The sequence below is a fragment of the Chryseobacterium gregarium DSM 19109 genome (genome assembly GCF_000430845.1).
Taxonomy (GTDB): Bacteria; Bacteroidota; Bacteroidia; order Flavobacteriales; family Weeksellaceae; genus Chryseobacterium; species Chryseobacterium gregarium.
The window spans coordinates 306,627-327,463 of record NZ_AUMU01000003.1 but is presented as its reverse complement, the minus strand read 5'-3'; the positions used below and the strand labels follow the sequence as shown (position 1 = coordinate 327,463).

The window sequence follows — 20,837 nt, the reverse complement described above, 5'->3', positions numbered from 1 at the left end:
GTCAGCTTGTCATTCTGACGAAGGAAGAATCTCAGAATAAGTATAATGGATATTCTTCGTTCATTTATTCGTTCAAATGTTAGTTGTTGTATTTCAGAGGATAGACTTTGGAAAAACTTACAATTCGGGTTGTCGTTAACTTTAAAAACCATGATTGAATAAAGTTTTAAAATAAAAAATTCGCAAACCTAAATTTGCGAATTTAATATGACTTACTTTTTCTTCTCCGATTTTACCGCCTGTCTCGCCAGCAACTTCCAGTCTTTTTTGACCTTTACCCAAACCAATACGATATCCAGCGTCACATCGCCCGGTGCTTTTCCCAAATCAGCAGTCGTCGCATAAAAATGGTGGCGGACAATCGCAGTATTCCCAACAATTTGTATGTTTTGGTTGGTAATATCAATGGTCAGAAAATCTGACTTTTTACTGACTAGTTTTTCAACAAATTCCGTAGCGTCATCGATATGCCCACCGGAATGTCCGTACGTTAACTCCGGTAAAATCAAAGATTCCAACGCTGACTTTTCACCGCTGATCATCGCGGATCTCAGCTTTTCAGCAGCCTCCGTTACCGCATCTCGGTCATTCTTTTTCTGCCCGGATACCATAATGACCATCAGAAAACCCATGGCAAAAATTAATTTTTTAATCATAATGAAATATTTTTTAAGCTTTATATATTTTAAATGTTCAGTTTGTAACATTGATCTTAAGTAATAGCATACAGTAAGGTCGGTTACTTAGTGCAATCGATTGCTCAATAAATTTAAAAAAATAATTTATAAAGAATCTCTTTGGATAAATTTAAATACATTGTTTACCTGTTCTTTTTTGTTCTTTAAAATCATATAGGCGGCAGATTCTCCCATCGCCTTGAAATCCGTTGTAATTACTGTAATTCCAAGCAGTTCCTTAAGCGGCGTTTCGTTATAGGAAATGATTCCGATGTCTTGCCCCAGTACCAGGTTCTTCTGCCTGATCTGTTTCACCAGGTTCACCAGGTCACGTTCGCGGATGGTGATGAAAATATCCTTGTCCTGTAACTCCATGTCGGGATAAATTTCATCAAGAATTTCATAATCGAGCTTAAAATCCTCGCAGAATTTTTCAAAGCCCCGCACAATACGGAAAGGGTAGGGATGAATGGATTTATCCGGATACACCAGAATGATTTTTTCATATTTCTTTATTTTCTCCAGGCCTTCTTCCAAAGCATTGTAGATATCATGTTCGAAATCCTGAAAAATAGAACCGTATTCCCCTGAAATGTTGGGCTTGGTATTGTCCAGCAACAGCAATTTGTTTTTAGGGATCTGCTCAATCATGTCCAGGACTTCCTGGGTAGAGCTTGTATGCTTAGACTGCTCGTCCCGAAAATGCGGCATCACGACATAATAATCGAAGCCGCCAAGATTTTTTTTCAGTGCGTTGATGAAAAGCGTTTCATCACAGTGGTAAATGTACATCTCAACATTACCTTTGGTCCCGATTGCATTGACAAAATAATTGTAGATCATCATTTTGTATGTACTCGGCTTATTGATCAGAAAGAAAATATTGATGATATCGTTTTTATTGATGCGGGAAATATAATATCCTTTACCTTTTACAGATTCAATGATCTGCCTTCTCCGAAGTTCTTTGTAGGCTTTTTCCACCGTATCCCTGGAGAGGAAACAGGATTCGCTCAGTTCATTGATGGAAGGTATTTTTTCCCCGATTTTTATTTGTCCTCCGTCAATTCCGTTCAGAATAGAATCTACAATCTGTTTGTATTTCGGAACCCTGGAGTTTTCGTTGATGTTGATTTCAAGTGTATCTGACATGATATTTTAGATAGAAGATATTGTTTCAGTTAAAAAAATCTGTTAACAAGACCGTATGATGAGTGAAGACAAGTTACAAAAATTTATGTTATGTGATACATAACCCTGATTAAATCAAATTATAGAGGTAAGTTATTCATTTTAAATAGATTATATTTTTGTGTTGATGTGTGCTTAAGGTTCAGAAAATGCCGGTTTTGAAAGTGAAGCCGGAAATTCAGGATGTTATTCTCATATAAACGCTGCATTCTTACGGTTTCGTATATCCATATTAAATAGTTATTTAAAATTCACGAAAATGGTATCAATGGCTAATTCATCATTTTACCGGTAAGCATAAATGATGGTCCCGATCCCGGAATCCCAAACAAAAAAGCCTGCCCTTTTCAGGACAGACTTAAAAAAAAACTATATGAATGTGAAATTGTTTAAGGCATTTTTTTAAATCCTTCCGCTTTTATTTTCCAGCTTCCGTCTTTCGGGAAACCGGGGAACTGTCCTGTTGAATTGTCCCAGCCTTCCAACATCATCGCAACGGTCGTCAGAACGCCGCCGTTTCCGGGAAGGTAAATACGAAGACGTTTGTCCTGGAAATTATGACCGTTTTTCAGATAGGTGTTGGTTTGGATATTCATAAACAAAGCATCCAAAGCTTTATTCGGAAGCCCCAATCTTGCTGCATTCATCGCGGTCATCGGGAAGTCCCAGCCCCAGGTATGCTCCCAGTTCCATCGTTCCCAAACGATATCCAATGTGTTTTTCATTATTTTTTTGTCCAGTTTCGGAGATTCCGGGACCATCCCCAATGCGCCCAATACAGCCGGGTGGTCGGTCATCCATTTCGGATAGGTAAAAGAATCTTTTGCCGATTCTGTCGATAAATAAACGCCATTCTGAACCGGAAGCGGAGCCAGTTTATTGATTATCTCATCCCATTTTTTATTCCTCGGCTGTCCCAGTCTTTCTTTCCACTGCTGAGCCGTCTTCAGTGCCCAGTCCCAGTATGCCACTTCGTAAGTCGGATTGTACGTATCTTTTGCAGGAAAAACTTCCTGTGCCGGAATGACTCCTTTCCCTAAATTGTAACGGTTTTTCTCTTTATCATACGTTGCAAAATCAGCCATAAAATCGGCCGTTGCGAAAATCAAATCCTTATATTTCTCCAACACTTTTTTGTCTTTGCTGTTGCGGTACAGAAGTTCGGTCATATAAATGATATGCGGCTGTTCCCAGATCAGGAAGGCAGCAACGGAAGACGGGCTTTCATTGCCTTCATTATCCGACATTTTAATCCAGCGTACGCCTTTGTAGCCTTGTCTTTCGGCTAATTTTTTAGCTTTGTCATAGGTCCTGAAATAATAATCCAGCTGCTTCTCCAGAATTTCCGGCCTTCCCCACAAAGCGTAGTGAACGCCGTGCCACCAATGCATTTCGGTGTGTGGTTTTCCGTACCAGCTGTTAAAAGTTAAACCTGTTTCCTGAGGCGGATTGCTTCCGCCGCACTGTACTTTGGTTAAATATTCTGATAACACAACTCTTCGTTCAAGCTCATTGGCTCTCGGGTCTGTACTTCCTTCAAAATCAACGGCCGCACCGCTTTCCCAAAAGTTTTTCCAGCCTGAAATGCTTTCTTTCTCTGCATCGGCAAATAAAGTTCTGCTGCTTTTCGGTTGCTTTGCCGAAAATTCAACGCTCAACTCTATGGTTTTGTTTTTAGAAGACGGCTCATAAACAAAGTAATGTTTTCCGGCCTCACGAAGTTTTCCTTCCGTAAAATTAAACTGCGTATAATAATCCGTGCTTTGCAGCGTATGCTGAATCAGTCCCTGCGTCGGTTGTGAGGAAATAATTTTTGTAGTGTGATCATTTTCATTTCCGTAAAAAGCGGCATCATCCAGAAACTGTCCGGTCGGAGAAGGGTAGCGGGCGAAAACTTTTAACCTGTTTTGAGAATTTAAATCAGATTCAATTTTCACTCCGATTTTATCTGAATTCTGGAAAGAAGCCGTTGAGACTTTTACCGGAGTTCCTTCCAATGAAAATTCGCTTGTAATAATTCCGGTCCACAAATCAATTTTCTGATTGATGTTGGTCAGGTCTGAAATTTTCGCTTTCTGACCGTCTTTTTTAACTAATTCAATCCCGATGTTCCCCAACTGCAGGCGGTACTGATTCACCCGATAATATTCAACGGCTCCTTTATTCCGTTCCGGCTCTTTCAACTGCACACTGTATAAGGCCTTACGCCCGTCATTATTAAAATCGTAAGATTTTAGCGTCTCCTCAAACTTATAATTTTCTTTGTTCGGAAAACTGTTCCATCCCCATTCAGACTGGGTTCCCAGTGAAACCCCATTTTTGTAATATTCAGGAAAAGACTGCATTCCGGTGATATCCACCGTGTACGCAAATTTTCCGTTCCCGACCGTCAAAGTGGAAAGCGTATCGGCTTTGGTGTTCAACACATTATGGCGCTGAACCACTTTTTTACGGTCAATCTTCTGGGCATGTAAGGATGAAAATCCCATGCAGAAAAGACTCAGATATATTGCAATTTTCTTCATTTTTAAATTTATTTAAGAACAGTGGCACTCATTATTCCGATGACCACATCGTTGCTCACTGCCGTTAGTTTTATGGTTTTCAATTCTTTATTCGGATCAATCGGTACATCCAGGATTGTTGCGGCACCGCCATCTACCTGTCGGTCTGTAAACCCTTTGATACTCGAATATTTGCTCAAAGTTCCGCCTTTGTACAGTTCTCCCGTCTTTAGTTGTACCCGGTACGGGATTTTATCATCCGGAATTTCAAATGCAAAATTGTCATCAAACAGATCCTGCTCAATCGGCCACCAATTGGTTGGGTTTTTCAGTTCCAGTTTTGTTGTGGAACCGTCCGCATATTCAACGGTGATTGTTCCGTTTACCATCTGCGACTGCATCGGATTGGTAGAACCCGCCATCAGGAAATAGATTTTCTTTCCTTTACCCGAAACCGGGATTTCAACAGAAACCGGATAGTTGTCCCACTGACTCACAAATGTGATATTTTTGTCGGTTTTATCGATTAAAAAAGGAATGCCGAGGAAATCCACTTTGCCGTTTTTCCTTTTGTTCATCAATCCGCTGTCATTAATTTGAGCCGTGATTAACGGATAACACCAGTTTCCGATTCCCTGCCACGGAAGCTGTAAAGTCGGAACTTCCATCCTTGGCGAAAGGTATTTCTGATTGAAAATCTCAGTCACTTTTTCGTTGTATTTTGATGCTAATGAAACGGTGTTAAATTGTCCCTGATTCTCAATGTTCCAGTCGGTGATTTCAATATTCTGTTTGATTCCGTTGTAATCAAGTTCAATTGAATTGGTTCCTTTGCTTAAAATATTGGTTGGAATTTCAATCGATGTATTCTGATTTTTTTGAACTGAAAAAGTTTGAGTTAAACCATTAACAGTTAGTTTTCCATTAATTACATTGGAAGATTTGGATTGAATCTGCAATTTTTTATTTACCCATTTTGCCTCCAAAGGAAAACGGATATCCACATTCACAGGCTGCCACCAGGTTGTTCCGTTTTGTTCAAACTGAACAAAGAAAGTTCCTTTTCTTTCTTGTTGGTTAAGTTCAAACTTGTGATTAACCACCCCGTCTTCTCCCTTCGGTCGCTTTTCCATCAGTGCCTCACTATTTATTGATTGTTTGTTTTGTTTCGGCGAATCTCGTTCCTCGATTTCCAGAGGAGGGGAATTTTTAATTAGTCCTTGTGGGTCGTAAATATTTTTAATTCTCTTTTTTGAATCGAAATTTAATTGAAGATTTTCAGAAATATAATTGATGTAATCGGTTTTTTCGTTTTTTAATTCTTCTCCGGAATAAAAGATTTCAATTTTAAAATCTTTTCCTTTCGGTGTTTCAAACTGAACAAATGGTTGCAGAATGGAATTGGGCTTAATCTTCCAATCCACTTTTTTACCGTTTACTTTCACCGATTTGATTTTGGACTCATTCACAGGAATCTGCATTTCCAGTACCACCGGATTTTGATAGTTTGATGTAAATAAATACTCGGTCTTTTTTGAAGTTCTCGTAAACTGATATTCCCAATCCGGAAGTTTCAGTTTGGCAGAATTCCAGTCCTTAGGGAAACCCGGTTTGATGCTGATTTTATTCTCCAACAAATTAGGATTAACGCCAAAAAGTCCTTCTGTCAAAGTTCTTGATGCCACACCAATCGGGTCGGCAAAATCCCTGTACAATTCTCCTCGAAACGCATCGTAATAAGAAAGCTGCTCAAAATTCCCCGGACTGATGCCGTAATACATCGACTCCACCAGATTTCCCTTCCAAAGTCGGTAGGCATCTTCGTTTCTTCCTGCTTGCCAATACGCTAAAGCGGTCTGTAAATTTTCCGCCAAAGCCACATTGTTAATCGACCAATCGTATGGTTGCCAATTGGTTGTGGAGAGTGTATAATAGTTTTTATCTTTCTCTCCTTTTACAGTCACCGGAATTTTAGGCGTATAATTATTAATGTACTGTAAGTTTTGATAATCCTCAAATTCATTCAGAATAAATGCATCGGAAACGTGATAAATCGACCAGATTCCCGGTTTGTCGTGAACAATTTGATTGCCCAAGGCATCTTTGTATTCAGAAAAATAACCTTTATCTTTAATCCAAAGTTGGTTTTTCATTGCCTTTAAAATAACATCAGCTTCCTTTTCATAAGGCTGTGGATTTTCGCCAATAATTTTTGCCAGTTTTGCCATTTCACGGTTGGCTCTGTAATTATAGGCTGAAGTATGCGTTACTTTTCCACCCGAATATTGCAGTGCATCACTCGCCCAAATTGCAGCATAGGCGTCATACAAATCACCGCGCTTGAAATTTCGTTTTTCCCAATCCATATGGCGAACCATCGTCGGCCACATTTTTTTCAAAAATTCTTTGTCGCCGGTGTAATTGAAATGCGAAAACATCTGGTCAAAAAACACAAGGTTCATATCGTAATGATGCGGTTTTGTGTTGTCATTCGGATTTCTGGAAATATAGCCGCTTGAAAAAACGGAAGTTCCCATTTTTTCCTCGTGTCGGGCAAGATGACGCATCGTATCCATTTCTACCGGTGCAAAATCGGGTTTTAAAACCTGCGAATTGGCATAGCTTTCGAAGTGTTCTTTCGCTCTGTCGTGCCAGTTCAACGCATCGGCTGTGTACGCACCACGCCACGCATTCAGTCGCATTCTCCAGGCAACAGCACCGTGAAGAAAGGTTGGGCTTTCCCAGATTCCGTCCGCAGCAACGGCTAAATTGGCTCCGAACTGAGTCAGATCGGCATCCGGAGTTCTCAGCTGAATTCTATTCGTTAATGTCAAACGGGATTGTTTCGCTTCATTGAAAATGTTTTTCAAATCTTCATCCGAAAAATTTTTATCTGATTTTCCTTTGGCAACCTGAATATGAACCGGTTGCTTTTGTGAAGAATACAAAGCGTAGACAATCGGATATTTGTCTGTTTTATTTTGAGTAAACTCAGCTAATTTTTCTAAAGTCGTCGCATCGGTTTGCTGTAATGAACTGACATTTGAAAAACTTCCGTAAACGGTTTGAGTTTCTTTTTTCTTATTTAAATAATTGAGTTGAAACTGATTTTTATTCAACTGAAACTGATTGTTCAGACAATATTCGGGCAACAGATAAAATCCGGATTCCGGGTCTGCGCCGATGTCGCCGTTTCTGCTGAAAGTTGTTCCACTAGCGCCACCGTAAACTGCGTAAATTTTTGTTGAAGAATCTACGTTCACAGTTTCCATTTTTAAAACCAAACCTTCTTCCTTGGCCTGCGCCAAAACGGTCAGTTTTAAAGTTCCGGTTCCAAGAATCGGGTCTTTAATTTCATACAGCATCGAACCCGGTCGGTAACGTGTTTCAATTTGATCAGCCTGAATTAATTTCTTAATCGAATTTCCTTTCTGAATCACAAACTGAAGATTGCCGCCCATTCCCGGAAGATAGAGTGCAAATTCCGGCAAATCTCCGGTTTCAACTCTTGAAGCACGGTTATCTCCGTACAAAGCACGGTTGAATCTGTACTTTCCGTTGACCAATAAAAAATCGCCTCTGTCTTCTTTGTAATGCAACTCACGCTCGTTATTCTGCCAGTGTTTCGACTGGGAATAGGAGAGTGAGAATGCCGATAAAACCAGAAGTCCGGCGAAAATGGTTTTTCTTCGCATTTTACGGTTTTAACTCGGTTAATGGCTGTCCGTTAACGGTTACATTTTTAAGAGTTACATTTTTTAAGTAATCTACTTTATAAGGAATTTCAACGCCGGTCATTTTAGCATTAATCATTGTGAAATCCGTTACCGGAGAAGATTCGTAGGCATCAGAAAATACGGCATACTTTCCGCCTTTGTCCACAGTTAAATTCTCCACCCAGATATTTCTGATGGTCGGAATATGATTTCCAGGCTTTTCGTAATGCATATTGAAACGAACCGCTGCTTCCTTGTAAGCTCCTACTTTTGTGTTGTAGAAAAACACATTTTCGATGATTCCGCCACGGCTTGAGCTGGTTTTAATTCTCAAAGCACGGTCAAGATTCTTGCTGTCCATTACGTTTCCGATGGCATAAATATTTTTCGCGCCGCCTGCGATTTCACTTCCAATCACGACACCGCCGTGACCGTCTTTCATTTCACAGTTTTCGATGATGTGGTTTTCGGCAGGTCTTCCGATGTCTCTTCCGTCTTCGTCTCTGCCTGATTTGATGGCGATACAGTCGTCTCCGGTATCAAAATAGGAGTCTTTAATCCACACATTTTTGCAGGCTTCAGGGTCGAAACCGTCGTTGTTGGGGCCGTGGCTGATAACTTTTACCCTTTCAATCAAAACATTTTCACACAAAACAGGATTCAGGTTCCACATCGGTGAATTTTTCACCAAAACATCCGCCATATAGAAATTTTTAGACTTGTAAGGCTGAACGAAATTGGGTCTCAAATAATACCCGTCACCGAAAATCCTTTCTCTGGCAGGTTTTCTCTGCGCCATATATTCGTGAAGCTTGGCACGGGCAGGATTCTGTCTTCCCGGACGCGATTCATTGTAGCCGTATTTTGTGGCACCACACCAGAACCACCAGTGGTCGTTGTCAGAATTTCCGTCCAACGTTCCTTTTCCGGTTACGGCGATATTTTCTTCTTCGTAAGCGTAAATTAAGGATGAATAGTTCATACATTCCATTCCTTCCCAACGCGTGAAAACAATAGGGTAGTCATTGCTGGCCTGGCTAAATAAAATGGTTGAGCCGTCGCTTAAATGAAGATTGACGTTGGATTCCAGATAAATAGCTCCCGTTAAGAAAACACCATTTGGAACGACAACTCTTCCGCCGCCTTCAGCGCTGCACTTTTCAATCGCTTTTTTGAAAGCTTCCGTATTTTTGGTTTTTCCGTCACCTACTGCTCCAAAATCGGTCACCAGATAATCCACTTTTCTGAATTTCGGTTTTTTGATTTGCTTTTTTAAAGCTTTGATTTCTTTTAAAGGCTGCTTTGCGGAAGTCCACGGTTGATATTGAGCCGATAGCGGTATGGATAGTAAAAATACGAGGAGAAATAAGGTAAGCTTTTTCATAAGGTCTGCAAATGGTTTGATTTAAAAGAGTCTGTCTTTAATTAATTCCTTTATTCATCGCAATCTAAATCAATTGGAATAAAAAATTATCCTGCACTGTCGGTACTGTCATTTATCAGTATATTAAAGTTAATCGATTGCATAATTCCAAAGATATTAAATATGTTATATTTTTAGTGAGGATACTGTTTCGAGTTTTATATTAAATACTGATAAATATTCATAAAGTGTTTAATGTATTATTTATCAGGTTTATTTTATAAAAATTAATGGATATACTTATCATATTATTTATATTTTTGATAGATCAATTAATGAAACAAACTATGGTTATCGTTAAAAAGTTAATAATTACTGGTATTTGTGCAATCGGTTGCATGAATATTAGCGTGTTATATGGGCAGACTTCAATTCAGGTGAAAAATAATCTGGGTTTTCCACGGAATGAAGTGGTTGCCGTTCCCGTTTCAGATTTAAAATCCTTTTTAAATAAAAACAAAGAAGCTGACCTTAGGATAAAAGACAGCAACGGAAATTCACTTCCTGTGCAGTGGATCGATTATGACGGCGACGGCAGAAATGATGAGCTGCTGTTCCAGGCCATTATTGATGCTAAAAAGACAAGTACCTATACCTTATTTGCAGATGTAAAAAACCCGGTCCCCGAAAGCAGGATTTCAACCTTTTCAAGATTGGTTCCGGAAAGAGCGGACGATTATACCTGGGAAAATGATAGAGTGGCGTTCAGGGTATACGGCCCGAAAGGTCAGAAAGAAGCTCTGGCAGGCGTGAAAGGAAGCACACTTTCCAGCGGGGTTGATATCTGGCTTAAAAGAACAGACCAGCCGGTTATCAACAAATGGTACAGAGGATATCTTACCGATCCTATGTATTATCACAAAGATACGAGAGGCGAGGGCTACGACCCATATTACGTGGGAGACAGCCGTGGAACAGGCGGAGTCGGGATCTGGATGAATGATAAACTGCAGGTTTCCCAAAATTTTGTCACTTCCAAAACTATTGCCGAAGGTCCTCTGCGAACAGTTTTTGAATTAACTTACAGTCCGTGGAGTGAATTTGGAGTGAAAGAAACGAAACGGATTTCATTGGATTTGGGTTCTCATTTTTCTAAGTTTGAATCTCAATTTGAATCTCAGAAACCGGTCCCGAATTACACGGTAGGCATCAGTTTGCATAAAAATGAAGGTCTTACGAAACTAAATGACAGAAGCGGATACTACCTGCACTGGGAGAAAATTGATGATGCTTTTGTAGGGGAAGGTGTGGTTGTAAGTCCCGGAATTATTGAAAAGTCTGTTGCTTTTAAATCTGAAACTCCGGACCAGAGTAACCTGCTGATTGTAACAAAACCTCAGAAAAAGCTGACCTATTACGCAGGATTTGCATGGCAGAAAGCAGGTGAGGTTCAGACACAGGAAGACTGGGAAAAGATGCTGCAGAAACAGGCTCAGATCATGGCAAACCCTTTATCGGTAAAAATTAAATAATCAAATCATCATGAAATTTAAACTCTATACCCTGACTTTAGGATTGATAGCCGTTAATCTTTCCGCCCAGATAAAGAAAGATACGCTGGCTGAAAAAATGCTTCTGTATCAGCTTCCGGTCGGAGGCTGGGGAAAGCAGCTTGAAGATAAATCGGTAGTGAATTATGACCTGCCGGTTGATAAAATGCTCCTGAAGAAGATAAAATCTACGGGCGACGATCATGCAACGATTGACAACAATGCGACTTCAAGAGAAATCAATGCTTTAATAAAAGCGTACGCTGCCACAAAAAATCCGGATTATCTGAAGTCTGCCGAAAAAGGAATCCGCTATCTTCTGCTGATGCAGTATAAAAACGGAGGTTTCCCACAGTATTACCCGAATACAGGACTGTACAGAAAACAGGTGACGTATAATGACAATGCCATGATCAACGCACTGACGGTTCTCTATAATGTTGCGGAAGGGAAAAATGGTTTTGATATTATTGATCCTAAATTGAAAGAAAAATCAAAAATTGCCGTCCAAAAAGGGATCGAATGCATCTTAAAGACTCAGGTTTTACAGAAAGGGGTTCCGTCGATCTGGGCTGACCAATACAATGAAATTACCCTGCAGCCCGATAAAGCCCGAGCTTTTGAGCCTGTTTCACTGGCCACTGCAGAATCAGTGGGCATTGTAAGATTTCTGATGATGCAGCCTGTCGTGACTCCTGAAATTGAAAAGTCTGTAAAATCGGCTATACGATGGTTTTCGGCAAATGATATCGAAGGGTACAGCTACAATGTGGCCAAACAGAATGGTAAAACGATAAGGGTATTGGCGGAAGACAAAAATTCTGTCATCTGGGCAAGGTTTTATGATATAGTAACCAATAAACCGCTTTTCGGCGACCGTGACGGAAGTGTAAAATATAATTATTACGAGGTTTCCGAAGAACGGAGAAACGGATACAGCTGGTACGGCGATTTTGCCGGCAAGCTGATTAATAAAGAATATCCGAAGTGGCTGGAAAAGAATAAACTTGCTGATTAATAGATCATTCAGATTGACAGAAATGTTAAATGATATTGAATAAATTAGGCATCTGCATAAAAAAGACTGAGAATTTCTCAGTCTTTCCTGTTTATTTTAATATATTTAAATTGATTTAAAGGGTGTTACAGATATTTCCCGTTAATGTTGCGCCTGCATTTGCCGTCACCTCTGCTTTCACGTCACCTACGGCCAGTTTTACAATGGTGTAGGAAGGGGTGAATGCCGTACCGCTTCCTGCCGTGTTACCGGTTACGTTGATGAAACTATTTCCTGTCTGGGTTACAGCGGTAAAGCCACTCATCAGATTGATCGGTTCTTTTACGTTTTCAAATACGTTTCTTTCCACAAGAATATTAGCCTGTACTCCCGCTGCGATACATTTATTGCTTGCAGAGCTGTTGAAGTAGCTGTTCAGGATATGAATTTTCCCGTATCTTACTCTCGGCATACGCTCTTTACATCCCGGAGCCCACCAGCAACGGACAAAAGTGACGTTCAGTTTCCCGGCATCAGCCGTGGCACCATCACTGGAACCGATGAGGTTTGAAAATCGGTGGTCATCCGTTCCACCCGATCCTCCCGGTTTTGGAGCTTTTAAGTAATGGAATTTCGTGTAAGAAACCGTAACATAATCGGATTTGTTTTTAATGTCAAAATTCCCGTCTACGCCGTCCCTGAATTCACAATGGTCGATCCAGACATTTTTACAGTCGTCCAGGATTGCGTTATCCCAACCGTCCGTATCATAAGCTCCCGGACCTTCAAAAATAAGGTTTCTGACAACGATATTGTTGCATCTTTTAATGTTGATGATTCCCGAACCGTCTTTGGTCTGATTGGCAGATACCAATTTCGCCCCGTTTGTCCCGTAAATCGTTTTTCCGGTTTGATCCTGAAGAGATAAACGGGCAGTAATAGTGATGGTTCCTGTTACTTTAATCACTTTTACAGCCGTATTTTCAATCGCGGCTTTTAATTGGGCGTAATTGGTAACCGTTGTTTCAGCAGCCGTTCCGCCTCCGGTCGTTCCGCCGTTTAATGAGGCCCACCCCGGCGCCACACAGTTGGCCAGCGGAACAACCGTTCTGGCTGACAGTGAATTTCTGAGATTATCCTCATTAGGATTTTCGGTAAGCTGACTTTTAAGGTCTTCCTGTCCGCATCCAATAAATGCGAAAGCGGTGCTTAGAGCCATCGTAGAAAGAATAGCTTTGATGTTAATTTTCATAATGGTATTATTTTATTTGTCATACATGAAATTATAGAATAATTATTAAAAACTTTTATATTTTAACATGTTTATATTTATATAATTATAATATTGAATATTTTATATGTTAAATCGGTTGCATATTATTCAATTTATAAATTATGTTATTTATTTTATGATATAATGATTTCATTTGGGGTTTAGGTTAAAAAATAAAAGTTTTTCCCCAAGGAAAAACTTTCAATAATATAGATGTCTGTTTTAAATGCAATTAGAAATAAAATATACACAGAGTTTATGCTTTGATAAAAAGTAATTCTGTGTATGAAAATAGCTTGCTTATATCATAGAAATCGAAGTGACGCTTGTATATCAACAATTTTTTTTAACCCAATTCAGAATTACTATTTAATTATCGTTTTAAGCCAATCTGAGCATAATGTTTTCCAGTTGTCCGTCAGTTCGGTTTTATTCATGATTCCGATTTTATGTTCTCCTTCAGGGAAAATAAATAAGGCCCCTTTTACTTTATTTTTTGTCATGGACTGATAGTACAAAATGCTGTTCATTACCGGAACGGTTTTGTCGTTTTGTGCGTGAACCAAAAGGGTAGGCGGAGTTTTCTCCGTCACCCGGTTCTGCATAGAATATTCTTTGATTTTTTCCGGAGAAGCATTTTCACCCAGCAGACTGTTGCGGCTTCCCACATGTGCAAATTCCCCCATATCGATCACCGGAGAAACCAGAATCGCAAAATCCGGAATGGTAGGAATCATTGTCCAATCGCCTTTTAATCCGGTATAATCTGTAGGGATATTGCTCACCATTGCGGCTAAATGTCCGCCCGCCGAAGTTCCTATAACACCGACCTGATCGGGCGAAATGCCATAGTGTTCCGCATTTTTTCTGAGGTATTTTATAGCCGCCTGAATATCCTGTAACGGCGCGAGTTCACTCTGCTTCACATCAGGAGAAATCGGAAGCCTGTAATTTAAAACAAAAGCAGAAATCCCTAACGTATTGAACCATTTTGCAATCTGGAAACCGTTCAGGTCGTAAGTAAGCTTGTAATATCCGCCACCGGGAATGATAATGACGGACATCTGTTTTCTGTCTTCTTTGGGAGGCAAAAATGCAAAAAGTTCGGTTTCCTTGATCTGTACGATCCTGCCGTCTTTTTCTTCGGTTTTCAACTGCAATCCTTTGGAGTTCGGCATCTGGCCTTTTGGCCAGACTGAGATTTTTTCCTGGGCAGGGAACTGAGTGAAAAGAAAAATGATTAAGATGAAAATGGATTTCTTCATGAAGGTATATTGGCTCAACCTAACCGGTTTTTAAAATTGAGAATATTAAGTTTTAATAAAAGAAATTAATCTTTAAGGAAATCTTCCCTGAACGGCGTGAACGCATCAATCAATTGTCCTGCTTGCAGGCATTTTACACCGTGGAAAATATTGGGCTGGGCGAAAAATCCGTCGCCCTGCTGTAAAATTTTAACTTCACCGTCAACCGTTACTTCAAACTTTCCGGAAGCAACATACGTAATCTGCGAATGAAAATGCTGATGCAAAGCTCCGATGGCATCTTTTTCAAATTTCACAATCACCATCATTACCTGTGAATTATATCCTACGAATTGCCGTGAAACTCCGGCTCCTAAATCTTCCCATTCGGAATTGCCGTCGAAGAAAGGTTCTTTTTTGAAATTCATATTTTATTTTTTGAATTTTATTAAATTAAATTTTATTTATAACTGTCGTTCCGTAGGAATATAAACGATGTATTTAAATTAATATGTTCTCCCGCAGATTTCGCAGATCTTTTTCTTGAATCTGTGAAAATCCATATGATTTATGGGAACCACGGAATTATTATTTAATATATTTTTCCAATCCTATTTTCAAACGCTTCAAATCTTTCAAGGCTAATTTCGCCACGGTTTCAGCACCCAATCTCGACAAATGCGTGTCGTCATCTTTTGCTTTAGAATAATAGGGTTCTTCCCCTTCCTTGAAATGCAGATGCAGCTTTTTGGAATTTTCCGGGCCGTACGCAATTTCCATTTGTTCGGTCAGCAACTGCATATCCACAAAAGGCACTTTCAGGTCATTGGCCACCATTCTTACCACCAAAGGATATTCCTTGTGCGTATCGATCAGAACACCTTTTTCATTGAAGTTTCTTCTGACAATGGATGTCATCAGAATGGGGGTTGCCCCTTTTGCCCTCGCTTCATTCACATATCTTTCCAGATTGGCTCTGTATTGCGTATAAGGATTGGTAAATTTTGTGGAATCATTGACTTTCTGATCATTATGACCGAATTGAATTATCACGAAATCCCCTTTTTTAAGCTGCTTTTCCACTTTATCCCATCTCCCTTCCGTCCTGAAGCTTTTTGAGCTTCTCCCGTTCATCGCGTGATTCTGGATTTCGATGTCCAATGTCATAAACTGAGGCAATACCTGCCCCCAACCGTGTTCCGGGTTTTTATCGGGGTTCTCCTTGTTGGCCATAGTGGAGTCACCGATTAAAAACAGGGTCGGTTTTTTTTGGGCAAATACGATTATTGATAAAAATAAAAATAGGAGAGTAAGTTTTTTATTCATTGTATATAATTTTTTAATTAAATTCTTTTGTCTTGAAACAAAAGAAACAAAAGTTCAAGACTTGGAAACTTCCGCTAAAAATGAATTCTTTTCTCTAAAAATTCTAAACTCGCGCGGATTGAATATTTCTGTTTTATTTCAATAGCTATCCCGCGCTTAAACAATAGAATTTTCTTAACGTTCACAGAACTAATTTTCTTAACGCTCCATTTTCCTATGTCGATTTTATTGTGGTTATAATTGCTTATTACCAATTACTTATATCCGGGTTCCAGTGATTAAAAATTTTCCCGATTGTATAATTTTTCAATTCCTTTTTTGTCAGTTGATGTGACCAGCTTACCCGTTTTGACGTATTTCCGCCATCCCCTTTGCTTCCGGATTCTGCGTAATAAGCGGTCTTTTCTTTATCAGGGAACATTTTGTCGCCTTTCCATGGATTCCAGCCTTCGGGAAGGATGTGTTTTCCCATTTCAGTATTGACGAATACTGTTTTGGCATAAGGTCTCCACGGTCTTCCCAAATATACTTTTGTGATGCCTTCTTTGGCAATGAGTTTACAGTCAAAAAAGACAAAACCATACGGCCTGTCGGCTTCGGTTGCCGCTGCGGTAATGTAGGAATCGGCTAAACTTTTAATCGTACAGTTTTTAAAAACAACGGTTGCCTGTCCGAAAATAAAATCGGTTGTTCCTTCAATATAGCAGTTTTCAAAATACTGCCTGCTGTGATTGGTGGCGGCATAAACGGTATCCTGACACCCCAGAATCTTCGAGTTTTTAATCACAAAACGGTCACCTTCCACATGCAGGGAAACTGCCTGGCCTTCGTTGCAGGAAGCGTTTTGAATGGTCAGATTGCTGATTTTAATACCATCGCCCATCACCAATACCGTGTAGGAATTGAAGGTCGTCATTTTTTCCTTAAAAGCATCCGGTTTTCCTGAAAAATCACTGTTGGTGATGATGGTTTTGTCTTTATTTTCACCTTCTAACGTAATTTTATGTTTTGAAGATGGGATAATCACTTTTTCATTATACGTACCTGATTTAATAAAAACCAAGGCTTCCGCCGGACCTAAATCCCGTACCGAATTGATTGCTTTCTGAACCGATGTAAAATCTCCGCTTCCATCTTTGGCGACGGTAATTTTTATGTAAGGATCATTTCCTGCCAGAAGTAAATTAGCCATCGAAATGAAGAGAACTAAAAATATTTTTTTCATAAACTGATTTCTTATTTTTTGAAGCAAAGATTTATTTTACGAAATTTCTAATTTTAGAAAGCAAAGGCAAATAAAATTTGCTTCGCGGAGCTATAACAACAACTTCCTAAAATCAACTTATCACATTCTTTACCTCCTTAAAACTTCAACATTATTATTTATAAATCTTTGCGTTTAAATCATTATTTATTTTTTCAAAACTTTATCTAAAAACTCAACTGTATCATTCAATGTTTCTGTAAACCAGGGTTCTGCCGACCAGAATGAATGCGGGGTATCTTTGATTTCATGAAACTCTGTCTGAATATTATAGCTTTTTAATTTTTTCATCATATCGTCTCTGCCGGCATGAAAACGGGGCTGGGAACTGTTGATAAAAAGGGTAGGAGGTGTATTTTTATCCACATATTCAAGAGGTGAAGCTTCCGTCCAGCTTTTTAAATTGACCGTTCTGTCGCCATCAAGCCAATACGCAGCATAGGTGCTTTCTTCAGCTTCGGGGTGAATAAACGAAACAATTCCGTCTACATTAACAATAGCCTTAATTTTATTCTTTTTCTTCACACCGACCAAAGTGGCCATCTGTGCTCCCGCAGACTCACCCAAAACAGCTATTTTCTTTTGATCCAGCGAATATGTTGCATGGTTTTTCCTTAACCAGTTAACCGCAGTTTCAATATCTTCAATGCCTGCAGGATATTTCGCCACATCAGCCAGCCGGTAACCGACTGCCATAGCAACATAGCCTTTTGAAGCCAGTTCCATGGCCATGAATTTTTCATTTTCCTTGCTTCCGGAAATCCAGCCACCGCCGTGAACCATGGCAATGCCCGGATATTTTTTTGACCGGTCGCTAGGATAATACACATCGGCTTTTAAAGAGAGTCCGTTGATATTGGCATATTCAACATTTTTATCAATCTTAATATTTTGCGGAACCGGCCGGTCTATCGGAGTGATAAAAGGATTTTTTTTCTTTAATTTCTCATACGTTGCTTCATTTGTATAAGGAGTGGCATTCGGTCGGTTTACCTGCCCGAATGCCATGGTCCCCATAAAAAAAATAGAAATATAAGTACGTTTTCTGTTAAAAATCATTCGCTTATGGAATTTTTATTTAACTGCATTTTTAGCAACATCCGTCCCCATAGAAAGTGAATTTTTATCAGACGTTACTTCTTTCGGCAACAATACCGATCCCGTTTTGTTTCCTAAAACCTTTACAAACGGCTTGTTTGCAGATTCAAATTTTACCGTTGACAAATTGATGTTTTTACTGTTGTAAACGGTTGCTCCCGTTCCTTCAGCATATTTCAGCTTTACATTTTTCAGTTGGATTCCGTCTGCATCCACGATGGTCATTCCTTTTTTCGTATCAAACCGGGAATCTTCGATCACGATATTTTTAAGGTTCATCTCCACTAAACCGAATAGGGTGATTGCTTCGTAAGAATTAACCGCATTGATGTTTTTAAAGAAAATATTCCTGAAAACCGGAGTTTCTTCGGTTACTGGATATACTTTTTCAGGAGCTTTGTTGCCTTCTTTTTTCTGTCCGTCTTCCAAAACCGGTGAAGCCCCTTCGTAGAACATATTGAACCCGATGACCTGCGTCGGAATATTAATCATATCAATATTTTTAATGTAAATATTTTCTACAATTCCGCCTCTTCCGCGGGTTGTTTTAAAACGGAGACCGATATCGGTCCCGATAAAAGTACAGTCGGAGACGTGGATATTTCTTGCTCCGCCGGACATTTCGCTCCCAATGACAAAACCTCCGTGACCGTGATAGACGACATTGTTTTTGATGATCACATTTTCTGTCGGCATATTTCTGTTTCTGCCGTCTTTATCTTTTCCTGATTTAATACAGATCGCATCGTCGCCAACATCAAACGTATTGTCGTAGATCAAAACATTTTTACAGGATTCCAGATCTACGCCGTCACCGTTTTGTGAAAACCATGGATTTCTAACCGTCAGATTCCTTAAAATGACATTCGTACACATCAAGGGGTGAAGGTTCCAGGCCGGTGAATTCTGGAAAGTCGGTCCATCCAGCAATACTTTATCACAACCTACCAGGCTTACCATTACCGGGCGGAGGAAATCTTTTACTGTCGCCAGTTCATCCTTAGAAATTTTGTCAGGAACATTGAAGTTTGAACTGCTTTCAAATCCTTTTTTATAGCTTTCTGAAGGATACCAGTTTTTACCGTCGGCCGATACAATTCCGCCGGATTTTATGATTTCCTTCCATTCAGATTCTGAAACTTTACTTTTTTTAATGGCCCTCCACGCATCACCGCTTCCATCAATTACGCCTTTTCCTGTGATGGCAATATTGATTGCATTTCTTGCTGAAATCGGCGACTGGCAGCGGATGGTGTTTAACCCTTCAAAGCTGACATCCACCAGAGGATAATCATTTTTATCTTTACTGAAGACAATAAAAGCCCCTTCTTCTACGTGAAGGTTGATGTTGCTTTTCAACTCAATTGGACCTGTCAACCACATTCCTCTTGGAACAACCAGTTTTCCGCCGCCTTTTTTAGAAAGATCATCGATTGCTTTTTTGAAAGCTGCCGTATTTTTTACATTTCCACCTGCAACACCGCCGTATTGTGTAATGGAAACCGTATTGGCGGCAAAAGAAGTTTCGGCAACCTGAGGCATTTTAAACTCAATATTTTTATAAATATCCAGATTCTGGGCATACATCTGTCCCGAAAACATCATTGCTGCTGCTAAACCTATTATTGTAAGAGACTTCTTCATTTTATTTTTGCTGAGTTTTAATTATTTTTTTAAATTCCTGATAGACCATCGACGCCACTGCTTTTGCCCCTTCCGGCTGGAAATGGGTGTTGTCTTTTTGTCCTTTGGGATAGGCTTCATATACATTTTCAGGGAAATTCATGAAGTAATGATTCGTTGTGAAATCCTGTCCTTTTTTGGTAAAATATTCCATGGACAATTTATTTAAATCGATGTACGGAACGTTCATTTCTTTGGCAATATCAATCGGAGCCTGTCCGTATTCTCCGTGTACATTCTCCAGTTTTCCATCTTTCCATGGATAATTTCTGGCAACCGGTGTAAGGATGATGGGATTTCCACCTTTCTGTCTTGTCTGCGTTACGAACAACCGTAAAAATTCTTTATATCCTTCAATATTTACATACCGTTCTGTATGTTTTTCTGAGCCGTCGTTATGCCCGAACTGCATCATGACATAATCGTTTGGCTGCAAATGTTCGTAGACATATCGCCATCTTCCTTCCTGGAAAAAAGTCCGGGTGCTTCTTCCGCCATGCGCTCTGTCGATAATGGCAACAGAATCTGTTTTGATCACAGGTTTCAACGAAGCCAGGCTGTCTTTCACAAAAAACGGCTGAAAAACCTGTCCCCAACCTGTAATCGGGTAGCGGACTTTCATATAATCTTTTCCGGGCTCGTAATCTCCGGTGTAATCTGCCATCGTGGAATCTCCGATAAGGTAAATATGCGTGACTTTTTTATTGTGTTTTGCCGATGCATTTTGGACATTATTCTGCGACTGACATGCAGACAACAGCAAAACAACGGATAAAAAGGAAACGATCTTTTCTATTTTTTTTGTCATTGATTTTATTTTAAAACCTAATGTTTATTTTTCTCCCGCAGAGTACAGAGAAGTTTATGTAATATCATCTGTGAAAATCTGTGGGAATATTTATTCTTTGTAACAAACCTAACAGATTTTTAAAACCTGTTAGGTTTCTATAC

Annotated in this window: 15 protein-coding genes; 2 read left to right on the top strand and 13 right to left on the bottom strand. The window is 39.6% G+C overall.

What is annotated here, in order from left to right; genetic code table 11:
* Nucleotides 1–212 precede the first annotated feature (212 nt).
* From H561_RS0106565 to H561_RS0106540, 5 genes are all read right to left on the bottom strand, one after another.
* Entirely contained in the window at nt 213–656 is a 444-nt protein-coding gene (locus H561_RS0106565; RefSeq protein ID WP_027386284.1) for a nuclear transport factor 2 family protein, read from the bottom strand.
* 126 nt (nt 657–782) lie between these two features.
* Nucleotides 783–1,829: a GntR family transcriptional regulator gene (locus H561_RS0106560; RefSeq protein WP_027386283.1), complete on the bottom strand. Its 1,047-nt coding sequence runs from the start codon at nt 1,827–1,829 to the stop codon at nt 783–785.
* A gap of 428 nt (nt 1,830–2,257) precedes the next feature.
* Nucleotides 2,258–4,393 (bottom strand): glycoside hydrolase family 65 protein, encoded by a 2,136-nt coding sequence (locus H561_RS0106550; RefSeq protein ID WP_027386282.1) that lies wholly within the window; start codon nt 4,391–4,393, stop codon nt 2,258–2,260.
* An 8-nt stretch (nt 4,394–4,401) separates the two neighbouring features.
* The gene (locus H561_RS0106545; RefSeq protein ID WP_027386281.1) at nt 4,402–8,067 is read right to left on the bottom strand and encodes a DUF4450 domain-containing protein; all 3,666 of its coding nucleotides are present in this window, start codon (nt 8,065–8,067) and stop codon (nt 4,402–4,404) included.
* 1 nt (nt 8,068) lies between these two features.
* A complete protein-coding gene (locus H561_RS0106540; protein WP_027386280.1) occupies nt 8,069–9,472 on the bottom strand; it encodes a glycoside hydrolase family 28 protein in 1,404 nt (467 codons plus the stop codon).
* Nucleotides 9,473–9,849: 377 nt separating this feature from the next.
* Between H561_RS0106540 and H561_RS0106535 the strand changes: the two genes are divergently transcribed.
* Both H561_RS0106535 and pelA read left to right on the top strand, forming a co-directional pair.
* The gene (locus H561_RS0106535; protein WP_228372229.1) at nt 9,850–10,983 is read left to right on the top strand and encodes a DUF4861 family protein; all 1,134 of its coding nucleotides are present in this window, start codon (nt 9,850–9,852) and stop codon (nt 10,981–10,983) included.
* A 10-nt stretch (nt 10,984–10,993) separates the two neighbouring features.
* On the top strand, nt 10,994–12,019 hold the full coding sequence (gene pelA, locus H561_RS0106530) for a pectate lyase (protein WP_027386278.1): 1,026 nt from the start codon (nt 10,994–10,996) through the stop codon (nt 12,017–12,019).
* A 115-nt stretch (nt 12,020–12,134) separates the two neighbouring features.
* Here the strand turns inward: pelA and H561_RS0106525 are convergent, their stop codons facing one another.
* The 8 genes from H561_RS0106525 to H561_RS0106485 form a co-directional block, all read right to left on the bottom strand.
* Entirely contained in the window at nt 12,135–13,250 is a 1,116-nt protein-coding gene (locus H561_RS0106525) for a pectate lyase family protein (protein WP_027386277.1), read from the bottom strand.
* A gap of 386 nt (nt 13,251–13,636) precedes the next feature.
* Nucleotides 13,637–14,536, bottom strand: a complete 900-nt coding sequence (locus H561_RS22140; RefSeq protein ID WP_034761496.1) for an alpha/beta hydrolase — start codon at nt 14,534–14,536, stop codon at nt 13,637–13,639.
* A gap of 65 nt (nt 14,537–14,601) precedes the next feature.
* Entirely contained in the window at nt 14,602–14,943 is a 342-nt protein-coding gene (locus H561_RS0106515; protein ID WP_027386276.1) for a cupin domain-containing protein, read from the bottom strand.
* Nucleotides 14,944–15,103: 160 nt separating this feature from the next.
* Nucleotides 15,104–15,841 (bottom strand): rhamnogalacturonan acetylesterase, encoded by a 738-nt coding sequence (locus H561_RS0106510; protein ID WP_027386275.1) that lies wholly within the window; start codon nt 15,839–15,841, stop codon nt 15,104–15,106.
* Between the two features lie 247 nt (nt 15,842–16,088).
* Nucleotides 16,089–17,066, bottom strand: coding sequence for a pectinesterase family protein (locus tag H561_RS0106500; protein WP_034761493.1), 978 nt, complete (start codon nt 17,064–17,066; stop codon nt 16,089–16,091).
* 186 nt (nt 17,067–17,252) lie between these two features.
* Entirely contained in the window at nt 17,253–18,164 is a 912-nt protein-coding gene (locus H561_RS0106495) for an alpha/beta hydrolase (RefSeq protein ID WP_027386272.1), read from the bottom strand.
* A gap of 15 nt (nt 18,165–18,179) precedes the next feature.
* The gene (locus tag H561_RS0106490) at nt 18,180–19,847 is read right to left on the bottom strand and encodes a glycoside hydrolase family 28 protein (RefSeq protein ID WP_027386271.1); all 1,668 of its coding nucleotides are present in this window, start codon (nt 19,845–19,847) and stop codon (nt 18,180–18,182) included.
* A 1-nt stretch (nt 19,848) separates the two neighbouring features.
* Nucleotides 19,849–20,694 carry a rhamnogalacturonan acetylesterase gene (locus H561_RS0106485; RefSeq protein WP_027386270.1) on the bottom strand — a complete coding sequence of 282 codons (846 nt, stop codon included), beginning with the start codon at nt 20,692–20,694 and terminating at the stop codon, nt 19,849–19,851.
* Nucleotides 20,695–20,837: the final 143 nt, after the last annotated feature.

Bases quoted from the DNA above. Each gene is read 5' to 3' on its own strand.
- H561_RS0106535 (WP_228372229.1), top strand. From the start codon at position 9,850: ATGAATATTAGCGTGTTATATGGGCAGACTTCAATTCAGGTGAAAAAT.
- H561_RS0106490 (WP_027386271.1), bottom strand. From the start codon at position 19,847: ATGAAGAAGTCTCTTACAATAATAGGTTTAGCAGCAGCAATGATGTTT.
- H561_RS0106515 (WP_027386276.1), bottom strand. From the start codon at position 14,943: ATGAATTTCAAAAAAGAACCTTTCTTCGACGGCAATTCCGAATGGGAA.
- H561_RS0106510 (WP_027386275.1), bottom strand. From the start codon at position 15,841: ATGAATAAAAAACTTACTCTCCTATTTTTATTTTTATCAATAATCGTA.
- H561_RS0106500 (WP_034761493.1), bottom strand. From the start codon at position 17,066: ATGAAAAAAATATTTTTAGTTCTCTTCATTTCGATGGCTAATTTACTT.
- pelA (WP_027386278.1), top strand. From the start codon at position 10,994: ATGAAATTTAAACTCTATACCCTGACTTTAGGATTGATAGCCGTTAAT.
- H561_RS0106495 (WP_027386272.1), bottom strand. From the start codon at position 18,164: ATGATTTTTAACAGAAAACGTACTTATATTTCTATTTTTTTTATGGGG.
- H561_RS22140 (WP_034761496.1), bottom strand. From the start codon at position 14,536: ATGAAGAAATCCATTTTCATCTTAATCATTTTTCTTTTCACTCAGTTC.
- H561_RS0106550 (WP_027386282.1), bottom strand. From the start codon at position 4,393: ATGAAGAAAATTGCAATATATCTGAGTCTTTTCTGCATGGGATTTTCA.
- H561_RS0106485 (WP_027386270.1), bottom strand. From the start codon at position 20,694: ATGACAAAAAAAATAGAAAAGATCGTTTCCTTTTTATCCGTTGTTTTG.
- H561_RS0106540 (WP_027386280.1), bottom strand. From the start codon at position 9,472: ATGAAAAAGCTTACCTTATTTCTCCTCGTATTTTTACTATCCATACCG.
- H561_RS0106545 (WP_027386281.1), bottom strand. From the start codon at position 8,067: ATGCGAAGAAAAACCATTTTCGCCGGACTTCTGGTTTTATCGGCATTC.
- H561_RS0106560 (WP_027386283.1), bottom strand. From the start codon at position 1,829: ATGTCAGATACACTTGAAATCAACATCAACGAAAACTCCAGGGTTCCG.
- H561_RS0106565 (WP_027386284.1), bottom strand. From the start codon at position 656: ATGATTAAAAAATTAATTTTTGCCATGGGTTTTCTGATGGTCATTATG.
- H561_RS0106525 (WP_027386277.1), bottom strand. From the start codon at position 13,250: ATGAAAATTAACATCAAAGCTATTCTTTCTACGATGGCTCTAAGCACC.